The organism is Methylobacterium sp. E-065 (assembly GCF_022829605.1).
Lineage (GTDB): Bacteria > Pseudomonadota > Alphaproteobacteria > Rhizobiales > Beijerinckiaceae > Methylobacterium.
In genome coordinates, this window is the sequence record NZ_JAKSYD010000039.1 from 43,839 (window position 1) to 68,352 (window position 24,514).

Sequence of the window (24,514 nt, forward strand, 5' to 3'; positions counted from 1 at the left end):
CGTAGTACCGCAACCTGGCGGGTCGGACCGTGAGATCATCAAGTTCTGTCGCGCGCCATTGGTTGAGGCTGCCGAATCCGGTCTCACGGCTGTGGCGTGAGCAGAGCGGTGCAACGGCGGTCGAGTTCGGGCTCGTCGCGCTGCCGTTCCTCGCCATGGCCGGCGCCTGTCTCGAGAACGGGATCGTCGCCTGGGAGCAGGAGATCATCCAGCAGGCCGTCGTCGAGGCCGGGCGCCAGATCTATACGGGCTCGTTCCAGACCGCGAATGCCGGCACGACCGACGCGGCGACGCTGCTGAGCCGATTCCGGACCGCGATCTGCACACAGCCGAACGGCGCCCCACGGGTGACGATCTTCAACTGCGCCAACGTCCGCGTCAGCATCACGCCGGCCGCCAGCTACGCCGGAGCCACGACGGTCTCGCCCGTCGCCTCCACCGGCAATGGCGTCAGCGACTGGAACCCGAATTTCCAGAGCTACACCTGCGGTGGAGCGTCCTCGATCATGGTGGTTCAGGCGGCCGTCGACATCCCGGTCTTCTTCCCGTTCCTCGGCGCGGCGACGGCAAACCTGCCGAACAAGCGGCGCGTGCTCCAGGCCGCAACGGTGTTCAAGATCGAGCCCTACACCACCCAGTCGGTCTGCTCCTGATGACCGCCCTCTCGCAGACCCTGAAACGCTTCCGGGCCGACGGACGGGGCATCGCCGCGGTCGAGTTCGCCCTGGTTCTCCCGGTGCTGATCGCCATCTACTTCGGCACCGTGGAGTTGACCCGCGTCCTGGATGCGAACCGCAAGCTGACCTTGTTCGCCCGCACGCTCGCCGACCTCTCGGGACGCGCCGACAACCCGAAACCTTCCGCCGCCGACATGACGACGATCGCCGGCGCGGCGACCGCGATCCTCCGGCCGCTGGACGCCTCGGGCCTCCAGATCGTCGTCAACGCCATGGGCGTCGAGTCGGTCTACGGCACACTCTACGGCGGCGTGTGCTCCAGCTGGCCCCAGAACGCGACCCAGCGCCCCGCCCAGCAGATCAACGGGACGAACGGCTTGCCGGCTACGCCGGCCGCCTATCAGTTCGACGGGGCCCGCTACATCCTGGCGGAGGTGTCGATGGCCTACACGCCGATCATCGGCAGCGCCCTCTACCGTTGGATCTTCGGTCCGCGCGGCCTGACCTTCACCCGGCAGATCCCATGGTCGCAGCGGACCATCAACGAGATCGTCATGCCGGGCGGCGTGGCCTGCCCGACCTTCTAGAGCCTCATCGCGCGACGGGGGCTCCCGTTTTCGGGACGCGCTGCGGCAGGACCAATAACCGGACGCCAACCCCCGATCGCGACGGTCGGGCCCGGCACCGTCCCTGTTCCGACCTGTGTTCCATCGCGCTCCCGCCGGACGCCACCAGATCCACCGGCAGAGCGCCCGACCGCGCGAGGATATCGTGTCGTTGTTTCCTGGCCGCGCCATCCGCTCCCTTCGCGTGCGCCTGACGGATTACCGGCGGGCGCGCTCCGGCCAGGTGGCGATCACCCTCGCCCTCATGGCGATGCCGATCCTGTTCGCCTCGGCCGCCGCCATCGATTACGGCCGTCGGAACGCCGCCAAGGCACGGCTCGACGCAGCGCTCGACGGGGCCGTCCTCGCGGTCATGTCCCAGAAGACCAACACCATCACGCAAACCAATCTCCAGAACATGGAGACGCAGTTCCGGAATGAGGCCGCCAAAGTCCCCGGCGTGACCATCACCTCCTTCACGCCCGGAACGCCGGTCAGCGGAGCCTCGACCCTGAGCCTGACGGCAAGCTACACGGGCACCGTGAAGACCAGTCTGGCCTCGATGATGAAGGTTACGTCGATGAACATCGGCGCAACTTCGTCCAGTACCCGCAATCTGTTCCAATACATCAATTTTTACCTGCTGCTCGACAATTCCCCGTCAATGGGACTTGCGGCAACCGACACCGACGTCAACAACATGAAGAACGCGACGCCCGACCGTTGCGCATTCGCTTGCCACGAGCACACCTACGACAGCCAGGGCAATGTAACCGGTGAAAATCCGAACGACTACTATCACGTCGCGCAGAAGAACAACATCAAACTACGCATTCAGGTCCTGCGAGATTCGGTCTCGGCGCTGGTCGATCAAGCCAACGCCAGCATGACGCTGAGTCAGCAGTTCCAGATGGAGATGTGGACCTTCAACGATTCCGCGACGCAGACGCGGTTGCAGGCCATGACGCCGGCCCTGAACCAGATCAAGACAGCAGCTGCCAACATCGACATCGCCTACGCGTATCGCATTCAGACCGACAATCAGACCGACTTCGAGCGCGCCATTGCGAAGATGAACGCGACAATCCCGGCCAGTGGGACAGGCGTCACATCGGCGTCGCCAATCCGGTTCCTGTTCTTCGTCACCGACGGTGTCGAGGATACCGGCGGCACCGTCACCAACCAGAACGCCGGGTTTCAGATCGCCAGCAATCGCTTCATCGGCCCATTCAGTCCGTCGACCTGCAACGCGCTGAAGAACAACAACGTCCGCATCGGGATCATCTACACGCAATATCTTCCGATCTACGACAATCCATTTTATGTATCCAACGTCAAGCCGTACGAGAACCAGATCGGACCGATGCTCAAGGCCTGCGCGTCGGACGGCCTGTATTACCCCGTCGCCTCCGGCGGCGACATCACGGCCGCCATGCTCCAGCTGTTCTCGACCGCCGTGGCCTCCGTCAGACTGAGCAATTGACGCGCTCGTGCGGCGAGCACGGTTCGTCGTGCCCGCGACGCGGCTGTGGCTTTCTGCAGTATCAAAGAGACGACGCATGGGGGGATGCTCGTCGCCGCACTGCCGGCGTCCACCCGTGGATGGATCTCAGATTTCACGCACGCTCGACAGGGAAGGCATGCGCCGAGATGGGCCAGCGCTTTGTCTACCGACCCTGTAGACAGCTGAGACCGCCGCCGTGTCACGCCGCCCGGGCATCGACGGCCGGCTTCGGGAGCAACGCCATGAGCGCCTGCAGCGGGGCGCTCGCCTCCCCGGTCCAGACGAGATGCGTGCGATTGCGGCGCAGGCGCTCGGGCAGCGGATGGCGCTGCACCGTATCGCTCAGAACGGCATAGTCGAGCATCTCGCTCGGCACGATGGCCGCCCCCGTCCCCGCCGCCACGCAGGCCACGATGGCGTGGTAGGAATTCATCTCCAGCACCCGCTCGGGCGACGCACCCTCCCCGTCCAGCCACGCGACGAGGCGGGCGCGGTAGGAGCACCCGTGCGGGAAGGCCACGACGGTGCGTCCGCCCAGCGCGACCGCCTCGCGGATCGTGGTCGCGCCCTTGCCGGTGATCAGCACGAGATCCTCGTCGAAGACATGAACCGAGGAGAGGCTTCGACGCTCGAACGGCTCCGAGACGAAGGCCGCCTCGATCTCGAAACCGCTGAGCTGACGCAGCAGTGCGCGGGTCGTGCCGGTCTGCAATTCGATCGCGACATCCGGATACCGCGCGTAGAAGGCCGACAGGATCGGCGGCAGCCGGGCGCCGGCCGCGCTTTCCAGGGAGCCGAGCCGGAGCACGCCGCGCACGGCCCCGCCGCGCAGATCCTGCTCGGCCTGATCGGCCATCTGCAGCAGCTTTTCGGCATGGCCCAGCAGGGTCCGCCCGGCCTCCGTCAGCGCGAGGCTGCGTCCCTGGCGGCGGAACAGCGCGACGCCCAGGCGCTCCTCGAACTGCTTGATCCGGGTGGTCACGTTGGAGGGCACCCGGTGCAGGTGCGCGGCAGCCCGCGTCACCCCGCCCTCGCGCACCACGCTGCGGAAGATATCCAGATCGTCGAGATCCATTGTTCTCATGGCGAGAACGATAGGTCACAAAAATTCATTTTCCAACACGATGAGAGCCGTGTTCAACCGACTCGATGAGCACGACGCAGCCAACCGCCGCCCGACCACAACCCACGATCGGGCCGATCGTCGGGGCCGGCCTCGTCGCCCTGGCGGTCGCCATGGGGATCGGCCGGTTCGCCTTCACGCCGCTCCTGCCGCTGATGGTCCGCGACGGCACCCTGAGCCCAGTCGCCGGCGCAGAATGGGCGGCGGCCAATTACGTCGGCTACTTCCTCGGCGCGCTGACCGCCGCATGGTTCGCGGGCGATCCGCGACGCGGGTTGCTGCTGAGCCTGCTCGGCGTGGCGCTGACGACCTTCGCCATGGCGGCGATCGACGCCGATACGGTCGCGCTGCTCGGCCTTGCACTGCGCGGCGCAGCCGGGGTGTTCAGCGCCTGGGCGCTGGTCTGCGCGAGCGGCTGGTGCCTGGCCGAACTCGCCCGGCGACGGGCCGGTCAGGCCGGGGCCTGGATCTACACAGGCGTCGGGCTCGGGATCGCCCTGGCCGGCCTGCTGACGTGGCTCGGCGGACGCCAGCCGGCGCAGTGGCTCTGGCTCGAACTGGGCGTCATTGCCGGCGCCGGCGCGCTTTTCGTCTGGGCGCAATCCTCCGCGCCATCCTCCAGAGCCGACACGCAGACGGCCGAGATCACCGAACCGGAGGCCGCATCCGCCGCGCCGATGCCCCGGAGCCGGCAGTTCTCCCTCGTGGTCTGCTACGGGACCTTCGGGTTCGGCTACATCGTCCCGGCGACCTTCCTGCCCTCCATGGCGCGAGCGCTGGCGCCCGATCCCCTGGTCTTCGGGCTGACATGGCCGCTGTTCGGCCTCGCGGCCGCGCTCTCGGTGGCCGCGGTGGCGCGCTTCCTGCCCCATGGCTCCCGCCAGCGGATCTGGGCACTGGCGCAGGGCGTCATGGCGCTCGGCACAGCCCTGCCCCTGTTCGTCCAGACCCTGCCGGCCATCGCGGTGTCGGCCATTCTCGTGGGCGGCACCTTCATGGTCGCCACCATGGCGGGCCTGCAATTGGCCCGCGCGGCGCGGCCCGACAATCCGACGCCGCTCCTGGCCCGCATGACCGCCGCCTTCGCGGCCGGGCAAATCGCCGGCCCGCTGCTGGTGCGCGCCCTCGGCTCCGGTCGCTGGGGCGGTTGGGACGCGCTGGGCTGGACCGGAGCGGTTGCCACGCTGCTGCTGATCCTGACGGCCTTGTGGCTGTGGCTGTCCGAGCGGCCTGCTTTTTGAAGCCCTCGCTGCCGAAGTGGGCACCGGTTCGGCGCAAGAGGACACGTCACAACAAGGCTGAGAGCCATGCCCCGTCCTGAAGCCCCCTAACCGATCGCCCCAGTTCAGCGGATGTCGACACGAAGAACACCCGGTAAGGTTGTCCCGGTACGATCGACCGCGTCAGTCTGCGCGCGACAAACGGCAGCAATTGCCGCGCGCGCCAGATGGCCTAGCTTGACCATTGGGCGTGCGGGGGAATCGACAGGGAGTCGGCGGCGTTGCTTCAGTCTGGGAATGGGTTGCGGGCGCTGACCGGTCGCCGGGTAGCCGTGGTCGGCGCCGGTCCGGGGGGCTTGGCCTCCGCCCTGCTTTTGGCGCGGGCCGGGATCCACGTGACGCTGTTCGAGAAGGACAGCCAGGTCGGCGGCCGCACCAAGACGGTGTCGGCGCCGGGCGGCTACAAGTTCGATATCGGACCGACCTTCTTCCTCTATCCCCAGATCCTGGCCGACATCTTCGCCAGCTGCGGCGAGCGGCTGGAGGACCACGTCAAGCTCGAACGGCTCGATCCGCAATACCACCTCGTGTTCGAGGGCGAGAGCGGGATCTCGGGGACGATCCGGGCGACCGGCGACATCGCCCGCATGGAGCAGGAGATCGCCCGCCTCGCGCCGGACGACGCCAAGAACGTGCAGGCGTTCTTCACCGAGAACCGGACCAAGCTCGAATACTTCAAGCCGATCCTGCAGCAGGCCTTTCACACCCTGCGCAGCCTCGCGAGCCCGGCGATGCTGGCCGCCCTGCCCTACCTCCACCCCGGCCGGAGCGTCGACCGCGACCTGAAGCGCTACTTCGCCGATCCGCGGGTGCGCCTCGCCTTCTCGTTCCAGACCAAATATCTCGGCATGTCGCCGTTCCGGTGCCCGAGCCTGTTCACGATCCTGTCGTTCCTCGAATACGAGCACGGGGTCTACCACCCGGTCGGCGGCTGCGGCGCGGTCTCCGACGCGATGGCGGGTCTGGCCGGTCGCATGGGCGTCGACCTTCGGCTCAACACCAACGTCGAGCGGGTGCTGTTCGACGGCAAGCGCGCCAACGGCGTCGTTGCGGACGGCGAGACCTTCAACGCCGACGCGGTGCTGATCAACGGCGACTTCGCCAAGGTGGTGCGAGCCTTGGTGCCGGAGCGGCATCGCCCGCGCTGGCGCGACGCCAAGATCCAGAAGGCGCGGCTCTCCTGCTCGACCTTCATGCTCTACCTCGGCATCGAGGGAAAAATGCCCGAGAGCCTGGGGCATCACACGATCCTGCTCGCCGAGGGCTACGAGAAGAATATCCGCGAGATCACCGAGGGCACGCTGCCGATGCAGCCCTCGCTCTACGTGCAGCATGCCGGCTACACCGACGGCGGCATGGCGCCCCCCGGACAGACTGCACTCTACGTGCTCGTGCCGGTGCCGAACCTCAAGTCCGGGATCGACTGGGCTGCCCAGCGGGAAAGCTACCGCGCCCTGATCATGGAGCGGCTGAAGCTCCTCGGAATCGAGGATCTCGAAGCCCGGATCCGCTACGAGCGGATCATCGACCCGACCCAGTGGGAGGAGGATTTCGCCGTCCACGAGGGCGCCACCTTCAACCTCGCGCACGACCTGATGCAGATGCTGTATTTCCGTCCGCACAACCGCTTCGGGCCGGGGCTCTACATCGTGGGGGGCGGCACCCATCCGGGCTCCGGCCTGCCGGTGATCTACGAGGGCGCCCGCATCTCGGCCCGTCTGCTGATCGAGGAACTGGCCGGTGCCCGCGCGGCCGCCTCCGCCGGCATCCCCGAGACCGCACCGCTGGCCACCTCCCACGAGGCCTCGTGAGCCGGCCGAGGGGTCGGAGGCCCGGTCGACGGCACGGTCTGCCCGGGCTCGTGGTCGCGGGCACGCTCTGTGCCACCGTGCCGGCGACGGCCGCGACCGTGCAGGTCGTGATCGACGGGATCGAGCCCGGCGGCGGCCCGGTGCGGGTCGCCCTGTGCCAGGGGAGCCTCGCGGAGGCCGCCTGCGCCCGGGGTGACGAGGCCTCGGCCTCCGCCGACCGGCTCCAGTTCACCTTCCAGGGTGTGCCGACCGGGACCTACGCGGTGGCGGCCTACCAGGACGCAAACAGCAACGGCCGCCTCGACCGCACCGGGCTCGGCCTGCCGCTCGAACCCTACGGATTCTCAGGCGTCGCCGGACGCCGGGCGCGGCCGGACTTCGCCGAGGCGGCCTTCAGCCTTCGGGAGCCGGGCGGCTCCATTCGCGTGCGCCTCGCACGCGCCCTGCCGCGGCGCTGACGCGGATGGGCGATCCCCAGGAGCGCTCTGCGCCGAAGTGGATACCGGTTCGGCGCAAGAGAGCGCATCACGACAAGGGACCAGAGCCGGGCCCGATCGCAACGCAGTCGGGCACGGCTCTGGTCCGGATCGCGGGCGTCGGTCTCGACCTCGGCGGGCGGCGGGTCCTGGAACGCGTCGATCTCGACCTCGAAGCCGGCGGGACCCTGGCGCTCCTCGGCCCGAACGGGGCCGGCAAGTCCTCCCTGATGCGCCTCGTGGCGGGCCGGCTCGACCCGAGCGCGGGCTCCGTGCGGGTCGGTGGCGCGGATCCGTATCGCGCGGGCAGCGCCCGCCGCGCCATCGGCTGGGTCCCGCAGGAGATCGCCCTCTATCCGAAGCTGACGGTCGCCGAGAATCTCGGCGTGTTCGGCCAGCTCGCGGGTGTCGCCCGGCGCGACCGGAAGGCGGCCGTGGAGGCCGCGCTGGCGATGGCCGACATCGCCGAGGTCGCGCGGCGCCCGGTGGGGACCCTGTCGGGGGGCTACCGACGCCGGGTCAACATCGCCGCGAGCCTGATGAACCGACCCAGTCTGGTCCTGCTCGATGAGCCGACGAGCGGTGTCGACCTCGCCGCCCGTGCGGCGATCCACGCCGTTCTCGACCGGCTGAAGGCGGCCGGCACCGCGATCCTGATCGCCACCCACGATTTTGCGGAAGCCGAGCGTCTGGCCTCACAGGTCGCGTTCCTGGCGCAGGGCCGGATCGTGCGCGCGGGCCGCCTCGCCGATCTGCTCGCGCAGCTGCGCACGGGCGCGCCCGAGCGGGAGCTGAGTCTGACGGTCCCGGCGGACGCAGCCGCAGCCGCGTCCCTGCGCCGGGCCGGCTTTGCGGCCGCCGAACCGGATGGCCTCGTCTGGCGCTCCGTCGAGCGCTCCGGGCTCGACGGAGCCGCCCTGCTCGGAGCCCTGCGGGCCCAGGGCATACCGGTGGCCGAGGTCCGGGTGCGCGCTCCGCGGCTGGAAGCGCTCTACCTCGACGCCCTTCGGCCCCGCGAGGCGAACGACAGCGGGACCACCACCCTGCGGGCGGGGATGGCCCGATGATCGGCGCCGCGTTCCGCGTGATGGCGCTCAGCCTGCTGCGCGACCGCGCCGCGCTGGTCATGGCCTTCGTGCTGCCGACCGTGATGTTCTCGATTTTCGCGGCGATCTTCTCCGGGGCGACCGGCGACCGGATCCGCATTCATGTCGGGCTCGCCGACCTCGCACAGACCACCGCCACGCGGCGCCTCACCGACGCGCTGGCGGCCGATCCGTCCCTGCGGGTGACGCGCCTGCCCGTGACGGACCTCGCGGGCGTCGCCGAGGCGGTGCGCTCGGGCGAGGTCGATGTGGCGCTCGCCCTGCGGGGCGACCTGATCGCGGCTCCCACGGGGAGCGCGCCCGGCCCGGCCGACCAGCCGGTGGTGCTGGTGGAGAATCCCGCCAAGGCCCTGGCGACGCCGATCGCGCTCGGTCAGCTCCAGCGCGTGCTGAACGCGGCCTTGCCCGACGTGGTCCTGTCGCGGATCGTTGCCGACGTGGAGCGCAGCGGCAAGATCGGCCCGGACGAACGCCGCTTCCTGGACGAGGCCTTCGCCGAGCAGCGGGCCAAGAAGGAGCCGTTCAGCTTCGCCAATCTGGTCGAGCGGCGCAGCACCGCCGTGGGCACGGCGAACGCCCGGATCAGCTACTATGCGGGGGCGATCACCGCAGTGTTCCTGCTGTTTGCCGCCATGCAGGGAGCGATGTCGCTGGTCGAGGAGCGCGAGACCGGCCTCGCCGAGCGGCTGATGGCCGGTCCAGGCGGGCTTCCGGTGGTAGTGCTCGGCAAGTTCGGCTTCCTGACGCTTCAGGGCGTCGTGCAGGCGGGGCTGATCTTCCTGGCCGCCGCGCTCCTCTACGGGGTGGAGATCGGCCCGCACTGGCCGGCCTTCCTGGCGACCTGCCTGCTGGTCTCGGCCATGGCGGCGGGGCTGGCGCTCGCCGCCTGCGCCCTCGCGGCGAGTCGCCAACAGGCGCATCTCGCCTCGACCTTCGGCGTGCTGCTGCTCTCGGCGGTGGGCGGCTCGATGGTGCCGCGCTTCCTGATGCCGCCCTGGCTCCAGCAGGCCGGCTGGCTCACCCCCAACGCCTGGGCGATCGATGCCTATCAGAACGCGTTGAGTGAGGGGTTCGCCGTCGCCGCTCCGGCGCTGGCCGTTCTGGGGGGCCTGGCGCTCGGCGGGCTCGGGCTTGCCCTCACGCTGGTGGCCAGACGCACGGCCTGAGCGGACGACGCTATTCGACGTAGACGCCGGCCCCGATCAGCGCCCCCGTGCCCGCGACGTGGGTCTCGCAGACGTAGCTCCATTTCACGGTGGGCACCGCCTGCCCCGGCCTCGGGAACATGTAATCGACCCAGCCCGAGCCGAACCGGCTGACGGTCTCGATGAAGTCCTGATGGAATTGCTTCCCATCGGCATCGCGCTCGTGGAGCAGGTCCCGTCCCTCGCGGTTCGGATAAGCGGCGTTGAACAGCACGACGCCCCGCATGTCGACGACGAACAAGTAGACATCCCCGTAGCGCCATCCGCTGCCCTTCCGCCGGAACTCGGTGAAGGCGGCGGGGCCGCGCTCCTCCACGAACTCTGCCGCCCGGTTGACGAGCTTCTCGATCTCCACGGCCTGATGGAAGACCGGCGGCGTGCGCGTCCCGGACGCGGGCAGCGTCACGCCGAGCAGGAGCAGCACCGGCCAGATCAGCAGGGCTCTCGCCATGGCCTCACCTCACCGAAGCACCTTCCGGCTTTCGATCCCACGGCCGGTCAGGCCCGTGTCTCCAGGGCGGGACCGCCGGGTGTCAGGCGTTGTCGCAGGGTGGCCAACCACCTGCGCCGTGGGGGCGGGACCGTCTGGCCAACGGCATTGGGCAGGGCCTCGAAGGCGAGGCGGTTGCGGTGCAGCTCGATGATCCGGTGGAGGTGTCGCATCGCCGTGAGCCCCTGCGCGGCGATCAGGCGATGACCCTCGCAGGCGTCGTCCTCTACGAGGCGCTGCACGGCATCCTCGGCCCGGGCGATCAGCCCCCGCGACTCCAGACAATACAGCTCCATCTCAGCGAGATCTGGCATCTCGAACTCCCTGCTGATCGCATCTCAGTATTAAACCCATCCTGAATACTGTTGTGGTTGGCCGGAAAGCATCATCCGTTTGGGGTGTATCGCGCTTCCGTACCGATCACCGTTTCGTGCGCGCCCCGCGACCGCATCGGACGGCGCGATTGCCGGCGCTCGGTCGGCCAGCCAGTCGCGCGTCCGGCCCGGAAACCAGGGGCGTGACGATCCGCGCCGGCCCTGCGACCAGGGGCGCGCGGACACGGCCGGCGTGATCGGTCACGGTCCGGTCCCGCCTGACGAGAAGAATCCATGCTCCGCCTGCTCATCGCCGACGGCAACGATCGTGCGGCCCGCGGCCGGCACGTCGCCGCCACGGGCCGGACCTCGGCCGAGTCCTACGCCGCCGTGGTACGGGCGCTCGCCCCCGGGACAACCTGCCGTTTCGTCAGCCCAGCCGATGCAGACGCGAACCTGCCGGCCGGGCTCGAGGATTTCGACGGCCTGATCTTCACCGGATCGACCCTCAAGGTCTCCGAGGGCACGCCCGAGGTGACCCGGCAGCTCGATCTGATGCGCGCGGCCCTGGAGGCGGGCCGGCCGATCTTCGGTTCATGCTGGGGCGTCCAGGTCGCCGCCACGGTGGCTGGTGGCAAGGCCGCCGAGAACCCGCGCGGCCCCGAATACGGTTTCGCCCGGTCGATCACACCGACCGAGGAGGGCCGGACCCATCCGCTGCTCGCCGGCCGCCCAGCCGCCTGGGACGCCCCGGCGGTCCACTCGGACGCGGTGCTGCAGCCGCCGCCGGGTGCCCGCGTGCTCGCCGGCAATCCGATGCTGGGCATCCAGGCGATCGAGATCCGCCACGGCACCGGCTGGTTCTGGGGGACGCAGTACCATCCGGAACTCGACCTCGACGAACTCGCCGCGATGCTGCGCCTCTGCGACACGGCCCTCGTGGAGGCCGGCTTCGCGGAGGATACCGGGGCGGTGGCCGCCTATGCCGACGAGATTGCCGGCCTCGATGGATCGGACGCGGAGGCGGCCCGCCGCCTCGCCTGGCGCCATGGGATCGGCCCGGAGGTTCTGGACGCGGAGTTGCGCCGCCGGGAAATCGGGAACTTCCTGGCCCGTCTGTCCACAAGCGTGGACCGATAGACCCGCGCCGCGACCGGGTGGCGCGTTGACCCGCCCGGTCGTGGGTCTAGCTTCGCTGGAGCGGGCCGCCTCACGGCCTCGGGAGCGACCCATCAGGATGACCCAGGATTCTACGGTCGCCGTCATCGGCAGCGGGCTCGGCGGACTCGCGGCCGCGTGCGTCGCCGCCGCACGGGGCCACCGCGTGACGGTCTACGACAAGAACGGCTGGCTGGGCGGCAAGGCGGCGGTGCTGTACGAGGGCGGCTTCCGCTTCGACATGGGCCCGACCATCCTGACCGTACCCCGGGTGCTGGAGCGGATTTTCGCCGAGGCCGGCCGCTCGGTTCACGACTACATGGATTTGCGCCGACTCGACCCGCAATGGCGCTGCTTCTTCGACGACGGCAGCCAGATCGACCTGATGCAGGACATCGCGCGGATGGCCGGCGACATGGAGCGCTTCGCCCCCGGCAGCGGCGAAGGTTATAAAAAATTCCTCTCCATCTCGGAGCATCTGCACGGGGTTTCGGAACGTTTCTTCTTCTGGAAGCCGGTCGAGGACCTGTTCGACACGATCAACATCCGCGCCAACATGAACCCCGGGACGCTGCGCGACGTCCTCTCCCTGCGCATGCACGCCTCCGTGGCCTCGACGATCCGCGGCAAGGTCAAGGATGCCCGGCTCGCGCAGATGCTCGACCACTTCGTGCAGTATGTCGGCTCCTCGCCCTACGGTGCGCCGGCGGTGCTCTGCGCCATCGCGCACATGCAGACGGCCGACGGGGTCTGGTACCCGATGGGCGGCACCCGCGCCGTCGCCGAGGGGTTGGCGAAGCTCGCCCAGGAACTCGGCGCCACCTGCAAGACCGACACCGAAGTGACCGGCATCGAGACCGCCAACGGCGCGGTCCGCGGAATACGCACCGCCGCGGGCGTCACGCCGTTCGACGCGGTGATCTCCAACATGGATTCGGTGCGCACCTACCGCGAACTCGTCGGCGGTGATGCTGCCAAGGCTTACGCCAAGAAGAACCCCGAGCCGGCCTGCTCGGGCGTGGTGCTCTATCTAGGCCTGAACAAGCGCTACGAGCACCTGAACCACCACGATTTCGTCTTCTCCCGCGATCCGGAGGAGGAGTTCGACTACATCTACAACAAGGGTGAGCCGGCCCCGGACCCGACCGCCTATCTGGCCGCCCCCTCCTCCACCGATCCGAGCGTGGCGCCGGAGGGCGGCGAGGCGCTCTACGTCCTCGTGCACACGCCGTATCTGCGCCCGCACCACGATTGGCGCCCGGACGGTCCGCTGTTCCAGAACTACCGCCGGACGATCCTCGACAAGCTCAAGCGCACCGCCAACATGCCGGATCTTGAGGAGCGCATCGTGGTCGAGCGCCACCTGACGCCGCAGGACATCCACGAGCGCTACCGGGTGCTGAACGGCGCGATCTACGGGCTGGCCTCGCACGGGCGGGTGATGGGGGCGTTCAAGCCGGGCAACCGCTCGCGGCAGGTTCGCGGGCTCTACCTCGCGGGCGGCGCTGCCCATCCGGGACCGGGCATGCCGATGGTGATGATGTCCGGCTGGATCGCCGCCGACGCGCACGATCAGGACGCGCGCGGCGTCCTGCGCGCCACGGCGTGACAGACTCCAGGTCCTTCCCTCCCCCCTCTGCGGAGGAGGGTGGCCCTCGCGTCAGCGAGGGTCGGGAGAGGGGAGCGACGGTGCAGAACAGGGCTCAGCCCCTCATGCCGGTCGCATCTCTTCCGGAAAACGCGCTCCCCTCTCCCCCCCTGCTGCGCAGGGTACCCTCCCCCGCAAAGGGGGGAGGGAGAGCCGCGCTTCCCAAGGTCTCCCCCGCGATCCGCCGCTTCATGGTGGCGTGGTTCGAACGCTATCTCCACCGCCATCTCGACGCGTTGCGGATACCGCTCTGGAGCACACCCCCGGACCGCGGCCACGCAGGGCCGATCGTGGTCTATTGCAACCATCCCGCGTGGTGGGACGCGGCCCTGATCATCGTGCTGGCCGGGCGCCTCTATCCGGAGCGGCCGAGCCGCGCGCCGTTCGACGCCGCGATGCTGGCGCGCTATCGGATCTTCGAGCGGATCGGCGCCTTCGGGGTCGATCTCGACAGTCCCCGGGGCGCCGCGCAGTTCCTGGCGGCCGCCCGGACGATCCTGGCTGCGCCCGACGGGATGCTCTGGATCACCGCGCAGGGCCGCTTCGCCGACGCCCGCGGGCGGCCCCTGGCGCTACGGCCCGGTGTGGCCCGCCTCGCCGAACTCGCGCCCGATGCCCTGTTCGTGCCGATGGCCGTCGAATACGCCTTCTGGGACGAGCGCGGCGCGGGCGCCTTCACGGCGTTCGGTGCCGGGATCCCGGCAGCCGACCTCGCCGCCCTGCCCCGGCCGCAGCGCCTCGCCCGGCTGGAAGCCGACCTGACCGCGACCCTGGACCGGCTCAGCGCCGACGTGATCAGCCGGGAGCCGGCGCGCTTCCGCGCCCTGATCTCGGGCCGCAAGGGCGTCGGCGGCGTGTACGACCTCTGGCGAAGCCTTGCGGCCCGGCTCTCCGGCCGCCGCTTCGATCCGGCCCACCGCGCCGCGGACGGACAGGACCGCGCCGCGTGAGGGCTTCGACTCCATCCCGCACCCATGCGATGCAGGGGCCGGGCGGGATCCATCTTCGGCACGGACCATGACCGATTCGATCCTGACGGCCCTGGCTCTCCTCGGTCTCGCCCTGGCGCTCCTCCCGGCGGTGCTGGCGGCGGTGAATCTCGCGGTCCTGCGCCGGCTGCAGCCGGAGGCGGATCCCGATCTCGTCTCGATCCTGATCCCGGCGCGCAACGAGGCCGGCAACATCGCCGCCACCGTCCGCGCGGCTTTGGCCAGCACGACGGTGACCGTGGAGGTGATCGTCGGCGACGACCATTCCACCGATGCGACCCCGGAGATCGTCCGATCCATCGACGATCCGCGCCTGCGCCTCGTCGCCGTGCCGGCGCTGCCCGAGGGCTGGACCGGCAAGAACCACGCCTGCTTCCACATGGCCGGCCTCGCGCGCGGGCGGCATCTCCTGTTCATCGATGCCGACGTGCGGCTCGCGCCGGATGCCGCCGCATCCCTGGCGGCGCAGGCCCGCCGCACCGGCGCGGCCCTGATCAGCGGCGTGCCGCGGCAGGATTTGGGCACGCCCGGCGAGATGCTGACCGTGCCGATGATCGATTTTTTGCTCTTGGGCTACCTGCCGGTGCCGATGATGCGCCGCATGACAGATCCGTCGCTCGGCGCGGCCTGCGGGCAGCTCATCCTGATGGAGGCCAAGGCCTACGCGGCCACGGGCGGCCACGGCGCGATCCGCACCTCGCTGCACGACGGCGTCCGCTTGCCGCGCCTGTTTCGCGCGGCCGGCCACCGGACGGATCTCGTCGCCGCCGCGTCGCTGGCCACCTGCCGGATGTATGATGGCTTCGCGCAGGCCTGGGCGGGCTTCTCGAAGAACGCCCACGAGGGCATGGCGACGCCCCGCGCCCTGCCGGTCTGGACCCTGCTGCTCGGGGGCGGACAGGTCCTGCCGCCGCTCCTCGTCCTGGCCGGCCTGCTCGGCCTGATACCGACCGCCGCCCTGATTGCTGCCGCCGCTTCGCTCGCCCTCTCGCTGGCGACGCGGACGGCCATCACCCTGGCGGTCCGGGCGCCTCTGGCGACGATCGCGCTCCACCCGGCCGCGGTCGCGGTAGCGCTGGCGATCCAGTGGAACGTGCTGCTGCGCCGCGAGCGGGCCGGCACCGCCACCTGGAAGGGCCGCAGCTACCCGGTCAACGGAGTCTAAGGCAGCCCGATCCAAGGCTTGCCGAAAGCGTTCACGGCGCAGGCTGGCACGGCTCGGTGCCGCGCCCCTGCGTCTGCGGCTTCACCGAAACGATGAGCTGCACGGTCGGCACGTCGCCGACCTGCCGGGTCAGGTGACCGGCCCGGCCATCCGGCCCCTGCGGTTTCGAACCCGAATCGGCGTTGAACTGAATCTCGCCGGGCCCCTGCTCCATTACCGTGCCGTCCGTGGCCTCCACCGACCAGCGGCCCGACAGGGTGACGACCCATTGCGGGCCGGGCGCCGCGTGCCACGGCCCGACATAGCCGACCGGAAGCACCGCGTAGGCGATCGACGCCACGTCGCCGGGCGGCGCGCCGACATATTGCGGCGGTGCGGGCGGCGCGTAACTCTTGAAGGCGAAGTTCTTGAGATCGCAATACTGGACGTGGCTGCGCCCTTCGGCATCGGCGTAGAGCACGCCGTACCGCAGGGCGGGTGGATCGGCCGTCGCGAGGCCCGCCGGCCCGGATGGCGCCGGCGCGACGGTCAGCGCGGGCGTATCGCCAGCCGCCTGAGCGTCTCCGCTGCCCGCGAGGACCGAGATCAGGAGGGCTGCGACGCGCGCTCTGCAGTTCGATGACGCCATCGTTGTTTGCCCTAATTCGGCCAGCCGTGAAGCGCGCTCAGTCAACCGCCGCCGGCGATGCGACCGCGACCCTGCGCCTGACAACGCGATCAGCTCCAGGGACTCGGACGGGTGCGCGCGAGCGCCGCACCGGCTCCGGTAACTCACGCCGGGCGATGCGGCGGCGCCTCCAGGCCGGTCTCCGCCAGGATCCAGGCCGCCGTGTCGGCGTCCGCTCCGGCAACCGGCAGATGCAGGATGATCGGCGTATCGTAGGGATGGCGCGCCTTCAGGGCGGCCGACAGGGCATCGGCCAGCCCTTCCCGGCTCTTCAGGATCGCGGCGACTTCCACGCCCCGCTCGACCGCACCCTTCCAGCTGTAGACCGAGCACATGCCCGGCAGCACGTTGATGCAGGCAATCAGCCGTTCGCGGACCAGCGCCTCGCCGATGTTGAGGGCCGAAGCCGCATCGGGAAAGGTGGTGTAGACGAGAAGCGGACGCTCCATGCTATGCCTCCAACTCGCGCAGTCCAAGTCGCGCAGTCCCGGCAAGTGAGGGGCATGCGGGGCAGCGACGTCAACCGGGCGGTTCGCTCGTCAGCACTGGAGCCGTGACGTGATGACGCCCGACGCGACCTCGACGCGACCGCCCGGCCTCACCTGACCGATGCCGCATTCCAAGAAAATCGCCTTCGTGGCGAGCCCGACCGGCTACGCCCGCGAAGCCGCCGCCGCCCTGATGCGCCGCTACGATCACGTCCCGCCCGAGGAGGCGGATGTCGTTGTCGCGCTCGGTGGCGACGGGCTGATGCTGCAGGTGCTGCACCGGTTCATGGACAACCCGAAGCCGATCTACGGGATGAACCGCGGCACGGTCGGCTTCCTGATGAACGAGTTCCGGGACGATGACCTCCTGGAGCACGTCGAGGCCGCGCAGCGCAGCGTCATTCACCCGCTGGTGATGGATGTGCTCGACACGGAAGGCCGCTCGCACCGCGCCCGGTCGATCAACGAAGTCTACCTGCTGCGCCAGACCCACCAGACCGCCAAGCTGAAGATCGCCGTGGACGGGAATGTCCGGCTCGACCTGCTGATCGCCGACGGCGTGCTGGTCGCGACGGCGGCCGGCTCGACCGCCTACAACCTCTCGGTCGGCGGCCCGATCCTGCCGCTGGATGCCAAGCTCCTGGCGCTGACGCCGATCTCGGCCTTCCGGCCCCGGCGGTGGCGCGGCGCCCTCCTGCCGGATTACGCGAAGATCCGGATCGACGTCCTTGACGCGCCCCACCGCCCGGTGGCGGCAGTGGCCGATCACACCGAGTTCCGCCGGGTCTGCACGGTCGAGACCTCGCTCGACCGCACCACCGAACTGGTGCTGCTGCACGATCCCGGCCACAGCCTCGACGAGCGTATCCTGCGCGAGCAGTTCGGGTGAGCGTGCAGATCAAGTCCGCCGCGGAACGCGATCACGCAGCAATTGTCCGGATCATCCTACCGACTATCCGTGCCGGAGAAACTTACGCCCTCGACCGCGACCTCAGCGCGGCGGACGCGCTCGCGTATTGGACCAACGCCGACCGCAGGACCTATGTGGCCGAGCAGGATGGAGCGGTGCTCGGCACCTACTACCTACGAGCCAATCAAGCAGGCGGCGGCGCCCACGTCGCCAATTGCGGCTTCATGACCGATACGGCGGCAGCAGGTCGCGGGATCGCCCGGGCCATGGGCACGCATGCCCTCGATCAGGCGCGCGCGCACGGCTTCACCGCGATGCAATTCAATTTTGTTGTGAGCACCAACGTCCGGGCCGTGCGGCTTTGGGAAAGCCTCGGCTTCACGGCGGTGGGTCGGCTCCCGGGAGCCTTCCAGCATCCCAGGCTCGGGTCTGTCGATGCCTTGGTGATGTTCCGGACGCTCTGAGACCAGCGCGGCGCGGGAAAGCTCCAGAGTAGGGGCCTTCGCGCCGCGTCTGCCTCAGGCCTGCGGCGCCGCCACGAGATCGCTCTCGCGGATCGCCCGCTCCCCGCCCTGGGTGCGGATCCGATAGCTCGGCTCGCCCGTTTGGTCCGCCGGCATCAGCCGCAGCACCTCGAACACCTCGCCAGCACCCTGGTCCCCCGGGAGGCCGAGCCGGGGGCGGCAGACGCGCTCGCCGATCTTGAATTTGTGAGACATGCCGAACTCCTGAATGCGGCGTCGATAGACCGGGGCGGCTCAGCGCTTCTTCTGAGCCTTCGCCTTGCGGGCGAGGTAGCGGGCGTCGCGCTGAAGCTTCTGCTCAGCCTGCAAGGCCTTGGCGCGCTCCTGGGCGGCGAGCTGCTCGGCGTGCTTGCGCTCGATCTCGGCAAGGCGCTCGGCCTCGGCCAAAGCGGCGGCGCGCTCGAGTTCGGCCTGACGTTGGGCCGTACGCTCGGCGGTTCTGGCATCGCGCGCATCGACCACGGCGCGGCGGGCGGATTGGCGGGCGAGGACCACCGGATCGTCCGCGGACGGGCGCGCCCGGAACCGGGCCAGCATTTCCGACCGCGCCTTGGCGGCCGTCTCAAGGCGATCGACGACGCCCTGCTTGTTAGGAAAGCTCACAGACACTCCTGGGTCGGGCACGGCGAAAGCCAGCGCCCCGGGGGATTGCAGATACGAAGAAGCCGCTCCTTCTGAAGCGGCTTCGACGCGAAACATTCGGACGAGGATCAGGCCGTCTGGAGCTGACCCGCGGACTCCTTGCCGCTGCGGCGATCCGTTTCCAGCTCGTAGGTGACCTTCTGGCCCTCGTTCAGGCTGCGCAGCCCGGCGCGCTCGACGGCCGAGATATGGACGAACACGTCCTTGCCGCCGTCATCCGGCTGGATGAAGCCGTAGCCCTTGGTCTCGTTGAACCACTTGACGGTTCCGGTGCTCATGGAATTCCTTGATCTTCGCAGGCGCAGTGAGAGAAGACGCCTGCCCAAGGGGCATGACGCCGTTATCGACCGATAGCGATAGGAAAGTCAGAACCGCCCTGCGAAGGCGTAACGGTCCAAGATATCCGGACACGTGCCGATCCGGTATTGTTAGACCCCTCGTGCTGTCTTGGCAAGTGCTGAGAAATATTTCTCATGCTGTTGGCTTGGTTCGGCGCGCAATTTTGGCTTCTGGACGGTGGTAATGGCTTCTGGAGCAGCTGTCTGAGCGGCAACCAAATGGACTTCAACGGAGGCGGTGCGCCGTAGACCTGTGTTCCGGCACGGACACTTGGACGTATCGTTGCCTTTGGCTCAGATCGCGCCAAGGCGCAGCAGACCCTCGCCGCGGCGATGTCCCACCGCTGTCACCGCCACCTCGCGGGCACGGCCGGCAGCCACGAGGGCGGCCCCGAGGGCGGCACCGAACGGGGCCGCCACTTCGAGCCCGTGGCCAAGCACGTCGCCGAGCGCGTGGAGGCGGGCCGTCGGCGCGAGCCGCCCCAGGGCGTCCCGCTCCTCCGTGGTGATCGATGCGAGGCCGGTCGCGCCGGACAGGACGTGATCGGGTGAGTCGAGCCCGGCCTGCGGCCACAGGGCGTCGAGACTCGCCGCGACGCTGCCGGGCCTGCGCCGGGTCCGGTCGCTCGCCACCGGGTCGAGCCGAGCGAGGGCGCGGGCGCCCCGGGCGGCCGCGTGCGCTTCCGATTCGAGCATCAGGAAGGCCGCGCAGCTGCCGAGGATGAACCCGCCGGGCTCCCCGCGCGCGAAAACCGGCCGGTAGCCGTCCCGGGCGACGAAGCCGCCCATGGCGTGGATCACCAGCACGTCCGGCCGCTCGGCGCTGTACGAGCCGCCGACCAGGATCGCGTCGATCTGGCCGGACGCCACCCGCGCCTGGGCGATCCGCAGGGCGTCGACCCCGGCGGCCTCCTCGCCCATGAAGGTCCGCGAGGCCGCCGTCACCCCATGGACGATGGCGATGTTGCCGGCCAGCAGGTTCGAGAGCTGGGCCAGGAACAGGGTCGGGCGCAGGTCGTTCTGGAGCCGCTCGTTCAGGTAGGCGCCCGGGTCGGGGGCGTCGCGCAGCCCGGTCAGGATCGCGCCGTCGGCCGCGTAGTCGCGCTCGCCGCCGCCCGCCGCCACCACCAAGTGCAGGGCTTGCTTGAAGGCCGCGTCGTCCTTCACCCCCGCGGAGTCGAGGGCGAGGCCGGCGGCGTAGACGCCGAGCCGCTGCCACGCCTCCATCTGGCGCTGGTCGCTGCGCTTGGGGATCTGACCGTCCCAGGCGATCGTGGGCGCCGGATGCACCGCGTAGGGTGCAAAGCTCTCCGAATCGGTCCGGGGCGGCGCCCCTGAGTCGAGGGCCGCAAGGTGAGCCTCCACGCCCTCGCCCGCGCAGGAGACGAGGCCGAGGCCGGTGACGACGACGGGGCGATTCACGACTCGGCCGGTCACGGCTGCACCGGATCCGGGAACAGGCCGATCGACCGGGCGCGCTCGCGCATGGGCGCATCGAGCCCGTCCGGGAACGGCATGGTGCGGAAGCGCAGTTCGGCGTCGCACAGTGCCTTGCCGGCATGGCTGATCGCCGCCTTCGTCACGGCGTAGCCGGAACCGTCATGCTCCAGGCGCGCGGTCACGACGAGCTCCGCCCCCGGCCCCACGAAGGACCGGAACCGCGCCTTGTCGACCCCGGTGAGGAACGGCATCCGGGTGAAGTCGAGATGGGCGAGCACGAGGTAGCCGGAGGCCTGCGCCATGGTCTCGGTGAGAAGCACGCCGGGCACCAGGGGATGGCCGGGAAAATGCCCCTCGAAGACCGGGCTCTCCAGCGGCACCCGGGCGAGCGCCTCGATCCGGCCGGCGGCCCGGTCGAGGAGCCGCACGGTATCGATCATCTCGAAATATTCGAGGCGCATGGCGGGACGATCAGCCGGCTTGGCGTCAGACCTTGGCGGCCTTTTCGGCCACCAGGCCGTCGATGCGCGCGCACAGGTTCTTGAGCACGAAATACTGTTCGGCCGGGACCTTGCCCTCGTTGACCTCCTGGGTCCAGCGCTCGAGCGGCAGCTTGATCCCGAAGGCCTTGTCGACCGCGAAGGCGATGTCGAGGAAGGCGAGGCTGTCGATGCCGAGGTCGTCGATGGCGTGACTCTCGGGCGTGATCTTCTCCCGCGGGATGTCGGCGGTCTCGGCTATGATGTCGGCCACGCGCTCGAAGGTGGCGCTGCCGTGGGCGGGCTCGTCGGACATGTCTTCTCGCGGGCTGGACGGATTCCGGATCGGTCGGGCGGGAGCCCCCTCGCCACCGGACAGCCCGGTACGCCCCGCGCGACCACCCTCGGCGTCTACGGGCCCCGATACGCGGCCCCGTGGAATGGCGGCGACCTCTACACGAGGGTGTCAAGGGCGGCAACCTTGGCGGACCGCCCAGCGTTTCAGCGCCAGTCCACAGGTGCGCAACGCCGCGCATGCGGGCATCTGTACCGCTTTCGCCCCATAGGTCCTCGCTGAGGGACGGGACGGCAGCCGCGTTCCAGGAGATTGAGACGGATGCCACCGATCACCAAACCCGCGCGCCCGCCGGCTCGGATCGAGGAGGCGCCGCTGCCGCCGCACGAGCGGGCGCGCTCGCAGGGAGCGGCCCGGGTCCTGCTGGTCCTGGCGCTCTCGGCGCTCGGCCTGTGGATCCTGCACCGGTTCCTGCCGGCTTTGGCCTGGGCGGTGGTGCTGGCGATCGCCCTGTTCCCGGTCTACATCCGGCTGGAGCGCCGCTTCCCGCCCGGCAAGCACAACATCTTGCTGCCGTCGCTGATGACCGCGGCCGTGGCGCTGGTCTTCCTCGCGCCCCTCGCGATCCTCGGCGTCCAGGCGGCCCGGGAGGCCCACGACGTGGCCGAGTTCGTGCGCAACGCTGAAGCGAACGGCATCCCGGCGCCCGAATTCCTTCAGCACCTGCCCTACGGCGCCGCGCAGGCGACCGCGTGGTGGAACGACAACCTCAACCACGCGCAGGCGGGCTCGGACCTGCTGCACCGGTTCGAGAACGACTCGGTGATCGGCACGTCGCGCAATGTCGGGCGCGAGATCGTCCGGCGGGTCGTGCTGTTCGGTTTCAGCCTTGTGGCGCTGTTCTTCCTGTTCCGCGACTGGCGCACGGTGCGGGACCAGTCGCTGACCGCCTGCCAGAAGCTGTTCGGGCCGCGGGGCGAGCGCGTCGCCCGCCAGATGGTCGCCTCGGTGCACGGGACCGTGGACGGCCTCGTCCTCGTCGGTCTCGGCGAAGGCGTCCTGCTCGGGGTCGTCTACTACTTCGCGGGCGTGCCCCACCCGGTGCTGCTCGGCGCCTTCACGGCCGTGGCGGCGATGATCCCGTTCGGCGCGGCCCTCGCCATCGCCATCGCGGCGCTGATGCTGGTGGCGGCGGGCGCGACGAAGGCCGCCCTCGTGGTGGCAGTCGCCGGCCTCGTCGTGACCTTCGTGGCGGACCACTTCATACGGCCGGCCCTGATCGGCGGCACCACGAAGCTGCCGTTCCTATGGGTGCTGCTCGGCATCCTCGGCGGCGTCGAGACCTTCGGCCTGCTCGGCCTGTTCGTCGGCCCAGCCGTGATGGCGGCCCTGGTGCTGCTCTGGCGGGAGTTCACCGAGGGCCACGACAAGAAGGCCTGAGCGGTTCCTACTCGTCCGCGCCGGCCGAGGCTTCGACCCGGCGCCGGTCGTTGCGCCAATCGGCCGGCTTCTCGAAGGTGCCGGCCCAGATCCCGCGGCGGGTCGCCCAGGCGTGACCCTCCTGCGCGACATAGGCCGTGGTCCCATTGCGGCTGGCCAGCGCGAAGCCCTGGCTGGCCATCCAGGCCGACAGGTCCTCCCCGTGGACGTGGCAGAGGCCGACGAGACGGCCCGCGACTGCGGGCTCCTGCCGCTCGCAGGTCACGACGGCGCCGGCGATCCGGGCGCGCAGGGCCCGCGCGGCCTCGCGGCCGCAGCGGTATTCCCGGCCCTTGTCGGTCTCGCAGCTCTGCGCGGTCTCGGGCGCATCGATGCCGTAGAGGTGGAGGCGGGCGCCCTGAACCTCGATCGTATCCCCGTCGATCACGGTCGCCGGGCCGCTGATCGTCCCCGCGGCGGCAGCGGAGCCGCACAGGAGGAGCAAGGCGAGCGTCGATCTGATCATAACGAGGGGTCCACGGGGGCGTGTCGGGGCTGTCGGCGCGCAAGTGCCGCCAGAGACCTGACGAAGCGGCGACGCTCGCAGATCAATGTGGCGAATTTGACAAGACGCAGCCCGACACGCCCCGGACCGGCCGCGCGGCACGGGGCGGAACGGATTACCGCCGCGCGAACGCCCAGACGGTCACCGGAAAATCCCGCTCGTTGTGGAGGGGCTTGTACCAGCCGAAGCGCGGCCACCGGCGGAAGTTGGCCCGCACGCAGGCCCGGTTGCCCCACGAGGCGGTCTTGATGTTCTGCGCCTCGAAACCGCACTCCTGCAGGAGGTAGGACATGCCGGTCTCGGTCCAGCGCGAGCAGTCGATCGGGCTGTCGTGCAGCCGGATCAGGAACGGCGTCGTCACGATGAAGGTGCCCCCGGGCTTGAGCATGGAGAAGACGTTCTTCCCCGCCCGCTGCGGCCACTTGAGGTGCTCGAACACCTGATCGGCGATGATGAGATCGAACTGCCGGTCGAGCCGATCCTCGCAGATGTCGAAGGCCGGGTAATCGGCCGCCGTGTAGGACTTGAACTGGAACCGGCGCTTCCATTGCGGGCCGGCCGCGATCTCTAAGGTGTCCAGCTTGCCGGGCGAGAGACTCTCGATGAACGAGAAGCACTCACGGTACATGACGACGCGGACCCAGTCCGTGGTGTCGTAGCCCAGCTTGTTGAGGACCGAGCGGGCCCGGTCCCGCCCGCCCATCAGACCGGACACCCTATCGGCGACATCCACGTTGGCCATCCAATCACTCCAGTACCCTGCCTGCGGCGCGGTCTTACCACGACCAATCAGGCGATGCCGCTATAACGCGAATATGAATTTCTGGGCCACGACAATGCGATGTGTGAGACTACCTTTATGTGCATCGACAGATCAGGCGCATGCTTGGCGCGGCGGACCATCGATGGTTAACGCAGCCTCAAGAGGCGGCAAACCGCCTGTCTCCAAACTCAGCACCGATATATAGATTTTCAGGCCAACCAAAGCAGCGCTTAGGTCTATCAACAAGCCTCGGCCAACTACTTATGGCCGCCAGTATTATATCGATCCACCGACTTCGCGAAGATTGCGAAATACGCGTTCGATTCGGTGGCAGAGGATCCACACACGGCAGCCGATACGACCGCCCTGCGGATCGAAGCCGGACGATCGTTACGAGACTGAAACAGACGCTGCGACATCGCGCGTTCTGGGA

28 protein-coding genes are annotated in these 24,514 nt (G+C 69.5%); 15 read left to right on the forward strand and 13 right to left on the reverse strand.

What is annotated here, in order from left to right; all coding sequences use genetic code 11:
- The first annotated feature begins 62 nt into the window (after window positions 1–62).
- From MKK84_RS02830 to MKK84_RS02840, 3 genes are all read left to right on the forward strand, one after another.
- Window positions 63–653 (forward strand): TadE/TadG family type IV pilus assembly protein, encoded by a 591-nt coding sequence (locus MKK84_RS02830; protein WP_243916518.1) that lies wholly within the window; start codon window positions 63–65, stop codon window positions 651–653.
- Window positions 653–1,264 (forward strand): TadE/TadG family type IV pilus assembly protein, encoded by a 612-nt coding sequence (locus MKK84_RS02835; RefSeq protein ID WP_243916519.1) that lies wholly within the window; start codon window positions 653–655, stop codon window positions 1,262–1,264. Before MKK84_RS02830 ends, MKK84_RS02835 begins: the two co-directional genes overlap by 1 nt.
- 190 nt (window positions 1,265–1,454) lie before the next feature.
- Window positions 1,455–2,765 (forward strand): pilus assembly protein TadG-related protein, encoded by a 1,311-nt coding sequence (locus MKK84_RS02840; protein ID WP_279599329.1) that lies wholly within the window; start codon window positions 1,455–1,457, stop codon window positions 2,763–2,765.
- Between the two features lie 220 nt (window positions 2,766–2,985).
- On the opposite strand, the gene MKK84_RS02845 is transcribed toward MKK84_RS02840, so the two are convergent.
- Window positions 2,986–3,861: a LysR family transcriptional regulator gene (locus MKK84_RS02845; RefSeq protein WP_243916521.1), complete on the reverse strand. Its 876-nt coding sequence runs from the start codon at window positions 3,859–3,861 to the stop codon at window positions 2,986–2,988.
- Window positions 3,862–3,935: 74 nt separating this feature from the next.
- Here MKK84_RS02845 and MKK84_RS02850 point away from each other — a divergent pair, with 74 nt between their 5' ends.
- The 5 genes from MKK84_RS02850 (at window position 3,936) to MKK84_RS02870 (ending at window position 9,748) form a co-directional block, all read left to right on the forward strand.
- A complete protein-coding gene (locus tag MKK84_RS02850; protein ID WP_243916522.1) occupies window positions 3,936–5,150 on the forward strand; it encodes a YbfB/YjiJ family MFS transporter in 1,215 nt (404 codons plus the stop codon).
- Window positions 5,151–5,410: 260 nt separating this feature from the next.
- A complete protein-coding gene (gene crtI / locus MKK84_RS02855) occupies window positions 5,411–7,000 on the forward strand; it encodes a phytoene desaturase family protein (RefSeq protein ID WP_243916523.1) in 1,590 nt (529 codons plus the stop codon).
- On the forward strand, window positions 6,997–7,458 hold the full coding sequence (locus MKK84_RS02860) for a DUF2141 domain-containing protein (protein WP_409566431.1): 462 nt from the start codon (window positions 6,997–6,999) through the stop codon (window positions 7,456–7,458). The genes crtI and MKK84_RS02860 overlap by 4 nt, the downstream gene beginning before the upstream one ends.
- A gap of 95 nt (window positions 7,459–7,553) precedes the next feature.
- Window positions 7,554–8,543 carry an ABC transporter ATP-binding protein gene (locus tag MKK84_RS02865; protein ID WP_409566432.1) on the forward strand — a complete coding sequence of 330 codons (990 nt, stop codon included), beginning with the start codon at window positions 7,554–7,556 and terminating at the stop codon, window positions 8,541–8,543.
- Window positions 8,540–9,748 carry an ABC transporter permease gene (locus MKK84_RS02870; protein ID WP_243916525.1) on the forward strand — a complete coding sequence of 403 codons (1,209 nt, stop codon included), beginning with the start codon at window positions 8,540–8,542 and terminating at the stop codon, window positions 9,746–9,748. Before MKK84_RS02865 ends, MKK84_RS02870 begins: the two co-directional genes overlap by 4 nt.
- Window positions 9,749–9,758: 10 nt before the next feature.
- Here the strand turns inward: MKK84_RS02870 and MKK84_RS02875 are convergent, their stop codons facing one another.
- The gene (locus MKK84_RS02875) at window positions 9,759–10,238 is read right to left on the reverse strand and encodes a cache domain-containing protein (RefSeq protein WP_243916526.1); all 480 of its coding nucleotides are present in this window, start codon (window positions 10,236–10,238) and stop codon (window positions 9,759–9,761) included.
- Between the two features lie 47 nt (window positions 10,239–10,285).
- The gene (locus MKK84_RS02880) at window positions 10,286–10,591 is read right to left on the reverse strand and encodes a hypothetical protein (protein ID WP_243916527.1); all 306 of its coding nucleotides are present in this window, start codon (window positions 10,589–10,591) and stop codon (window positions 10,286–10,288) included.
- 294 nt (window positions 10,592–10,885) lie between these two features.
- Here MKK84_RS02880 and MKK84_RS02885 point away from each other — a divergent pair, with 294 nt between their 5' ends.
- The 4 genes from MKK84_RS02885 to MKK84_RS02900 all read left to right on the forward strand — a co-directional run bounded on the left by MKK84_RS02885 (window position 10,886) and on the right by MKK84_RS02900 (window position 15,551).
- Window positions 10,886–11,731 carry a type 1 glutamine amidotransferase gene (locus MKK84_RS02885; protein WP_243916528.1) on the forward strand — a complete coding sequence of 282 codons (846 nt, stop codon included), beginning with the start codon at window positions 10,886–10,888 and terminating at the stop codon, window positions 11,729–11,731.
- 97 nt (window positions 11,732–11,828) lie between these two features.
- Window positions 11,829–13,358 carry a phytoene desaturase family protein gene (locus MKK84_RS02890; protein WP_243916529.1) on the forward strand — a complete coding sequence of 510 codons (1,530 nt, stop codon included), beginning with the start codon at window positions 11,829–11,831 and terminating at the stop codon, window positions 13,356–13,358.
- 230 nt (window positions 13,359–13,588) lie between these two features.
- Window positions 13,589–14,347 carry a lysophospholipid acyltransferase family protein gene (locus MKK84_RS02895; RefSeq protein WP_243916530.1) on the forward strand — a complete coding sequence of 253 codons (759 nt, stop codon included), beginning with the start codon at window positions 13,589–13,591 and terminating at the stop codon, window positions 14,345–14,347.
- 67 nt (window positions 14,348–14,414) lie between these two features.
- Window positions 14,415–15,551, forward strand: coding sequence for a glycosyltransferase (locus MKK84_RS02900; protein WP_243916531.1), 1,137 nt, complete (start codon window positions 14,415–14,417; stop codon window positions 15,549–15,551).
- Window positions 15,552–15,582: 31 nt separating this feature from the next.
- On the opposite strand, the gene MKK84_RS02905 is transcribed toward MKK84_RS02900, so the two are convergent.
- Window positions 15,583–16,179, reverse strand: a complete 597-nt coding sequence (locus MKK84_RS02905) for a hypothetical protein (RefSeq protein ID WP_243916532.1) — start codon at window positions 16,177–16,179, stop codon at window positions 15,583–15,585.
- 143 nt (window positions 16,180–16,322) lie between these two features.
- Entirely contained in the window at window positions 16,323–16,667 is a 345-nt protein-coding gene (gene cutA, locus MKK84_RS02910) for a divalent-cation tolerance protein CutA (protein WP_243916533.1), read from the reverse strand.
- A gap of 160 nt (window positions 16,668–16,827) precedes the next feature.
- Between cutA and MKK84_RS02915 the strand changes: the two genes are divergently transcribed.
- Window positions 16,828–17,595 carry an NAD kinase gene (locus MKK84_RS02915; RefSeq protein ID WP_243916534.1) on the forward strand — a complete coding sequence of 256 codons (768 nt, stop codon included), beginning with the start codon at window positions 16,828–16,830 and terminating at the stop codon, window positions 17,593–17,595.
- 2 nt (window positions 17,596–17,597) lie between these two features.
- A complete protein-coding gene (locus tag MKK84_RS02920) occupies window positions 17,598–18,080 on the forward strand; it encodes a GNAT family N-acetyltransferase (RefSeq protein WP_243916554.1) in 483 nt (160 codons plus the stop codon).
- Between the two features lie 54 nt (window positions 18,081–18,134).
- On the opposite strand, the gene MKK84_RS02925 is transcribed toward MKK84_RS02920, so the two are convergent.
- From MKK84_RS02925 to MKK84_RS02950, 6 genes are all read right to left on the reverse strand, one after another.
- Window positions 18,135–18,335 carry a hypothetical protein gene (locus MKK84_RS02925; RefSeq protein WP_243916535.1) on the reverse strand — a complete coding sequence of 67 codons (201 nt, stop codon included), beginning with the start codon at window positions 18,333–18,335 and terminating at the stop codon, window positions 18,135–18,137.
- Between the two features lie 39 nt (window positions 18,336–18,374).
- The gene (locus tag MKK84_RS02930) at window positions 18,375–18,743 is read right to left on the reverse strand and encodes a DUF6481 family protein (RefSeq protein WP_243916536.1); all 369 of its coding nucleotides are present in this window, start codon (window positions 18,741–18,743) and stop codon (window positions 18,375–18,377) included.
- 107 nt (window positions 18,744–18,850) lie between these two features.
- Window positions 18,851–19,060, reverse strand: coding sequence for a cold-shock protein (locus tag MKK84_RS02935; protein WP_243916537.1), 210 nt, complete (start codon window positions 19,058–19,060; stop codon window positions 18,851–18,853).
- 354 nt (window positions 19,061–19,414) lie between these two features.
- Complete coding sequence (locus tag MKK84_RS02940) at window positions 19,415–20,542, reverse strand: beta-ketoacyl-ACP synthase (RefSeq protein WP_243916555.1); 1,128 nt, start codon at window positions 20,540–20,542, stop codon at window positions 19,415–19,417.
- 11 nt (window positions 20,543–20,553) lie between these two features.
- A complete protein-coding gene (locus MKK84_RS02945) occupies window positions 20,554–21,021 on the reverse strand; it encodes a 3-hydroxyacyl-ACP dehydratase FabZ family protein (protein WP_243916538.1) in 468 nt (155 codons plus the stop codon).
- Window positions 21,022–21,046: 25 nt separating this feature from the next.
- Complete coding sequence (locus MKK84_RS02950) at window positions 21,047–21,355, reverse strand: acyl carrier protein (RefSeq protein ID WP_168427441.1); 309 nt, start codon at window positions 21,353–21,355, stop codon at window positions 21,047–21,049.
- Window positions 21,356–21,655: 300 nt separating this feature from the next.
- Between MKK84_RS02950 and MKK84_RS02955 the strand changes: the two genes are divergently transcribed.
- Complete coding sequence (locus MKK84_RS02955) at window positions 21,656–22,774, forward strand: AI-2E family transporter (protein WP_243916539.1); 1,119 nt, start codon at window positions 21,656–21,658, stop codon at window positions 22,772–22,774.
- A gap of 7 nt (window positions 22,775–22,781) precedes the next feature.
- Here MKK84_RS02955 and MKK84_RS02960 read toward each other — a convergent pair whose 3' ends face one another.
- Window positions 22,782–23,279 (reverse strand): thermonuclease family protein, encoded by a 498-nt coding sequence (locus tag MKK84_RS02960; RefSeq protein WP_243916540.1) that lies wholly within the window; start codon window positions 23,277–23,279, stop codon window positions 22,782–22,784.
- A gap of 154 nt (window positions 23,280–23,433) precedes the next feature.
- Complete coding sequence (locus tag MKK84_RS02965; RefSeq protein WP_243916541.1) at window positions 23,434–24,060, reverse strand: class I SAM-dependent methyltransferase; 627 nt, start codon at window positions 24,058–24,060, stop codon at window positions 23,434–23,436.
- Between the last annotated feature and the right edge of the window lie 454 nt (window positions 24,061–24,514).

Bases quoted from the DNA above. Each gene is read 5' to 3' on its own strand.
- MKK84_RS02850 (WP_243916522.1), top strand. From the start codon at position 3,936: ATGAGCACGACGCAGCCAACCGCCGCCCGACCACAACCCACGATCGGG.
- MKK84_RS02960 (WP_243916540.1), bottom strand. From the start codon at position 23,279: ATGATCAGATCGACGCTCGCCTTGCTCCTCCTGTGCGGCTCCGCTGCC.
- MKK84_RS02965 (WP_243916541.1), bottom strand. From the start codon at position 24,060: ATGGCCAACGTGGATGTCGCCGATAGGGTGTCCGGTCTGATGGGCGGG.
- MKK84_RS02835 (WP_243916519.1), top strand. From the start codon at position 653: ATGACCGCCCTCTCGCAGACCCTGAAACGCTTCCGGGCCGACGGACGG.
- MKK84_RS02890 (WP_243916529.1), top strand. From the start codon at position 11,829: ATGACCCAGGATTCTACGGTCGCCGTCATCGGCAGCGGGCTCGGCGGA.
- MKK84_RS02845 (WP_243916521.1), bottom strand. From the start codon at position 3,861: ATGGATCTCGACGATCTGGATATCTTCCGCAGCGTGGTGCGCGAGGGC.
- MKK84_RS02945 (WP_243916538.1), bottom strand. From the start codon at position 21,021: ATGCGCCTCGAATATTTCGAGATGATCGATACCGTGCGGCTCCTCGAC.
- cutA (WP_243916533.1), bottom strand. From the start codon at position 16,667: ATGGAGCGTCCGCTTCTCGTCTACACCACCTTTCCCGATGCGGCTTCG.
- MKK84_RS02905 (WP_243916532.1), bottom strand. From the start codon at position 16,179: ATGGCGTCATCGAACTGCAGAGCGCGCGTCGCAGCCCTCCTGATCTCG.
- MKK84_RS02895 (WP_243916530.1), top strand. From the start codon at position 13,589: ATGGTGGCGTGGTTCGAACGCTATCTCCACCGCCATCTCGACGCGTTG.
- MKK84_RS02875 (WP_243916526.1), bottom strand. From the start codon at position 10,238: ATGGCGAGAGCCCTGCTGATCTGGCCGGTGCTGCTCCTGCTCGGCGTG.
- MKK84_RS02955 (WP_243916539.1), top strand. From the start codon at position 21,656: ATGCCACCGATCACCAAACCCGCGCGCCCGCCGGCTCGGATCGAGGAG.
- MKK84_RS02915 (WP_243916534.1), top strand. From the start codon at position 16,828: ATGCCGCATTCCAAGAAAATCGCCTTCGTGGCGAGCCCGACCGGCTAC.
- MKK84_RS02935 (WP_243916537.1), bottom strand. From the start codon at position 19,060: ATGAGCACCGGAACCGTCAAGTGGTTCAACGAGACCAAGGGCTACGGC.
- MKK84_RS02870 (WP_243916525.1), top strand. From the start codon at position 8,540: ATGATCGGCGCCGCGTTCCGCGTGATGGCGCTCAGCCTGCTGCGCGAC.
- MKK84_RS02900 (WP_243916531.1), top strand. From the start codon at position 14,415: ATGACCGATTCGATCCTGACGGCCCTGGCTCTCCTCGGTCTCGCCCTG.
- MKK84_RS02885 (WP_243916528.1), top strand. From the start codon at position 10,886: ATGCTCCGCCTGCTCATCGCCGACGGCAACGATCGTGCGGCCCGCGGC.
- MKK84_RS02880 (WP_243916527.1), bottom strand. From the start codon at position 10,591: ATGCCAGATCTCGCTGAGATGGAGCTGTATTGTCTGGAGTCGCGGGGG.
- MKK84_RS02925 (WP_243916535.1), bottom strand. From the start codon at position 18,335: ATGTCTCACAAATTCAAGATCGGCGAGCGCGTCTGCCGCCCCCGGCTC.
- MKK84_RS02950 (WP_168427441.1), bottom strand. From the start codon at position 21,355: ATGTCCGACGAGCCCGCCCACGGCAGCGCCACCTTCGAGCGCGTGGCC.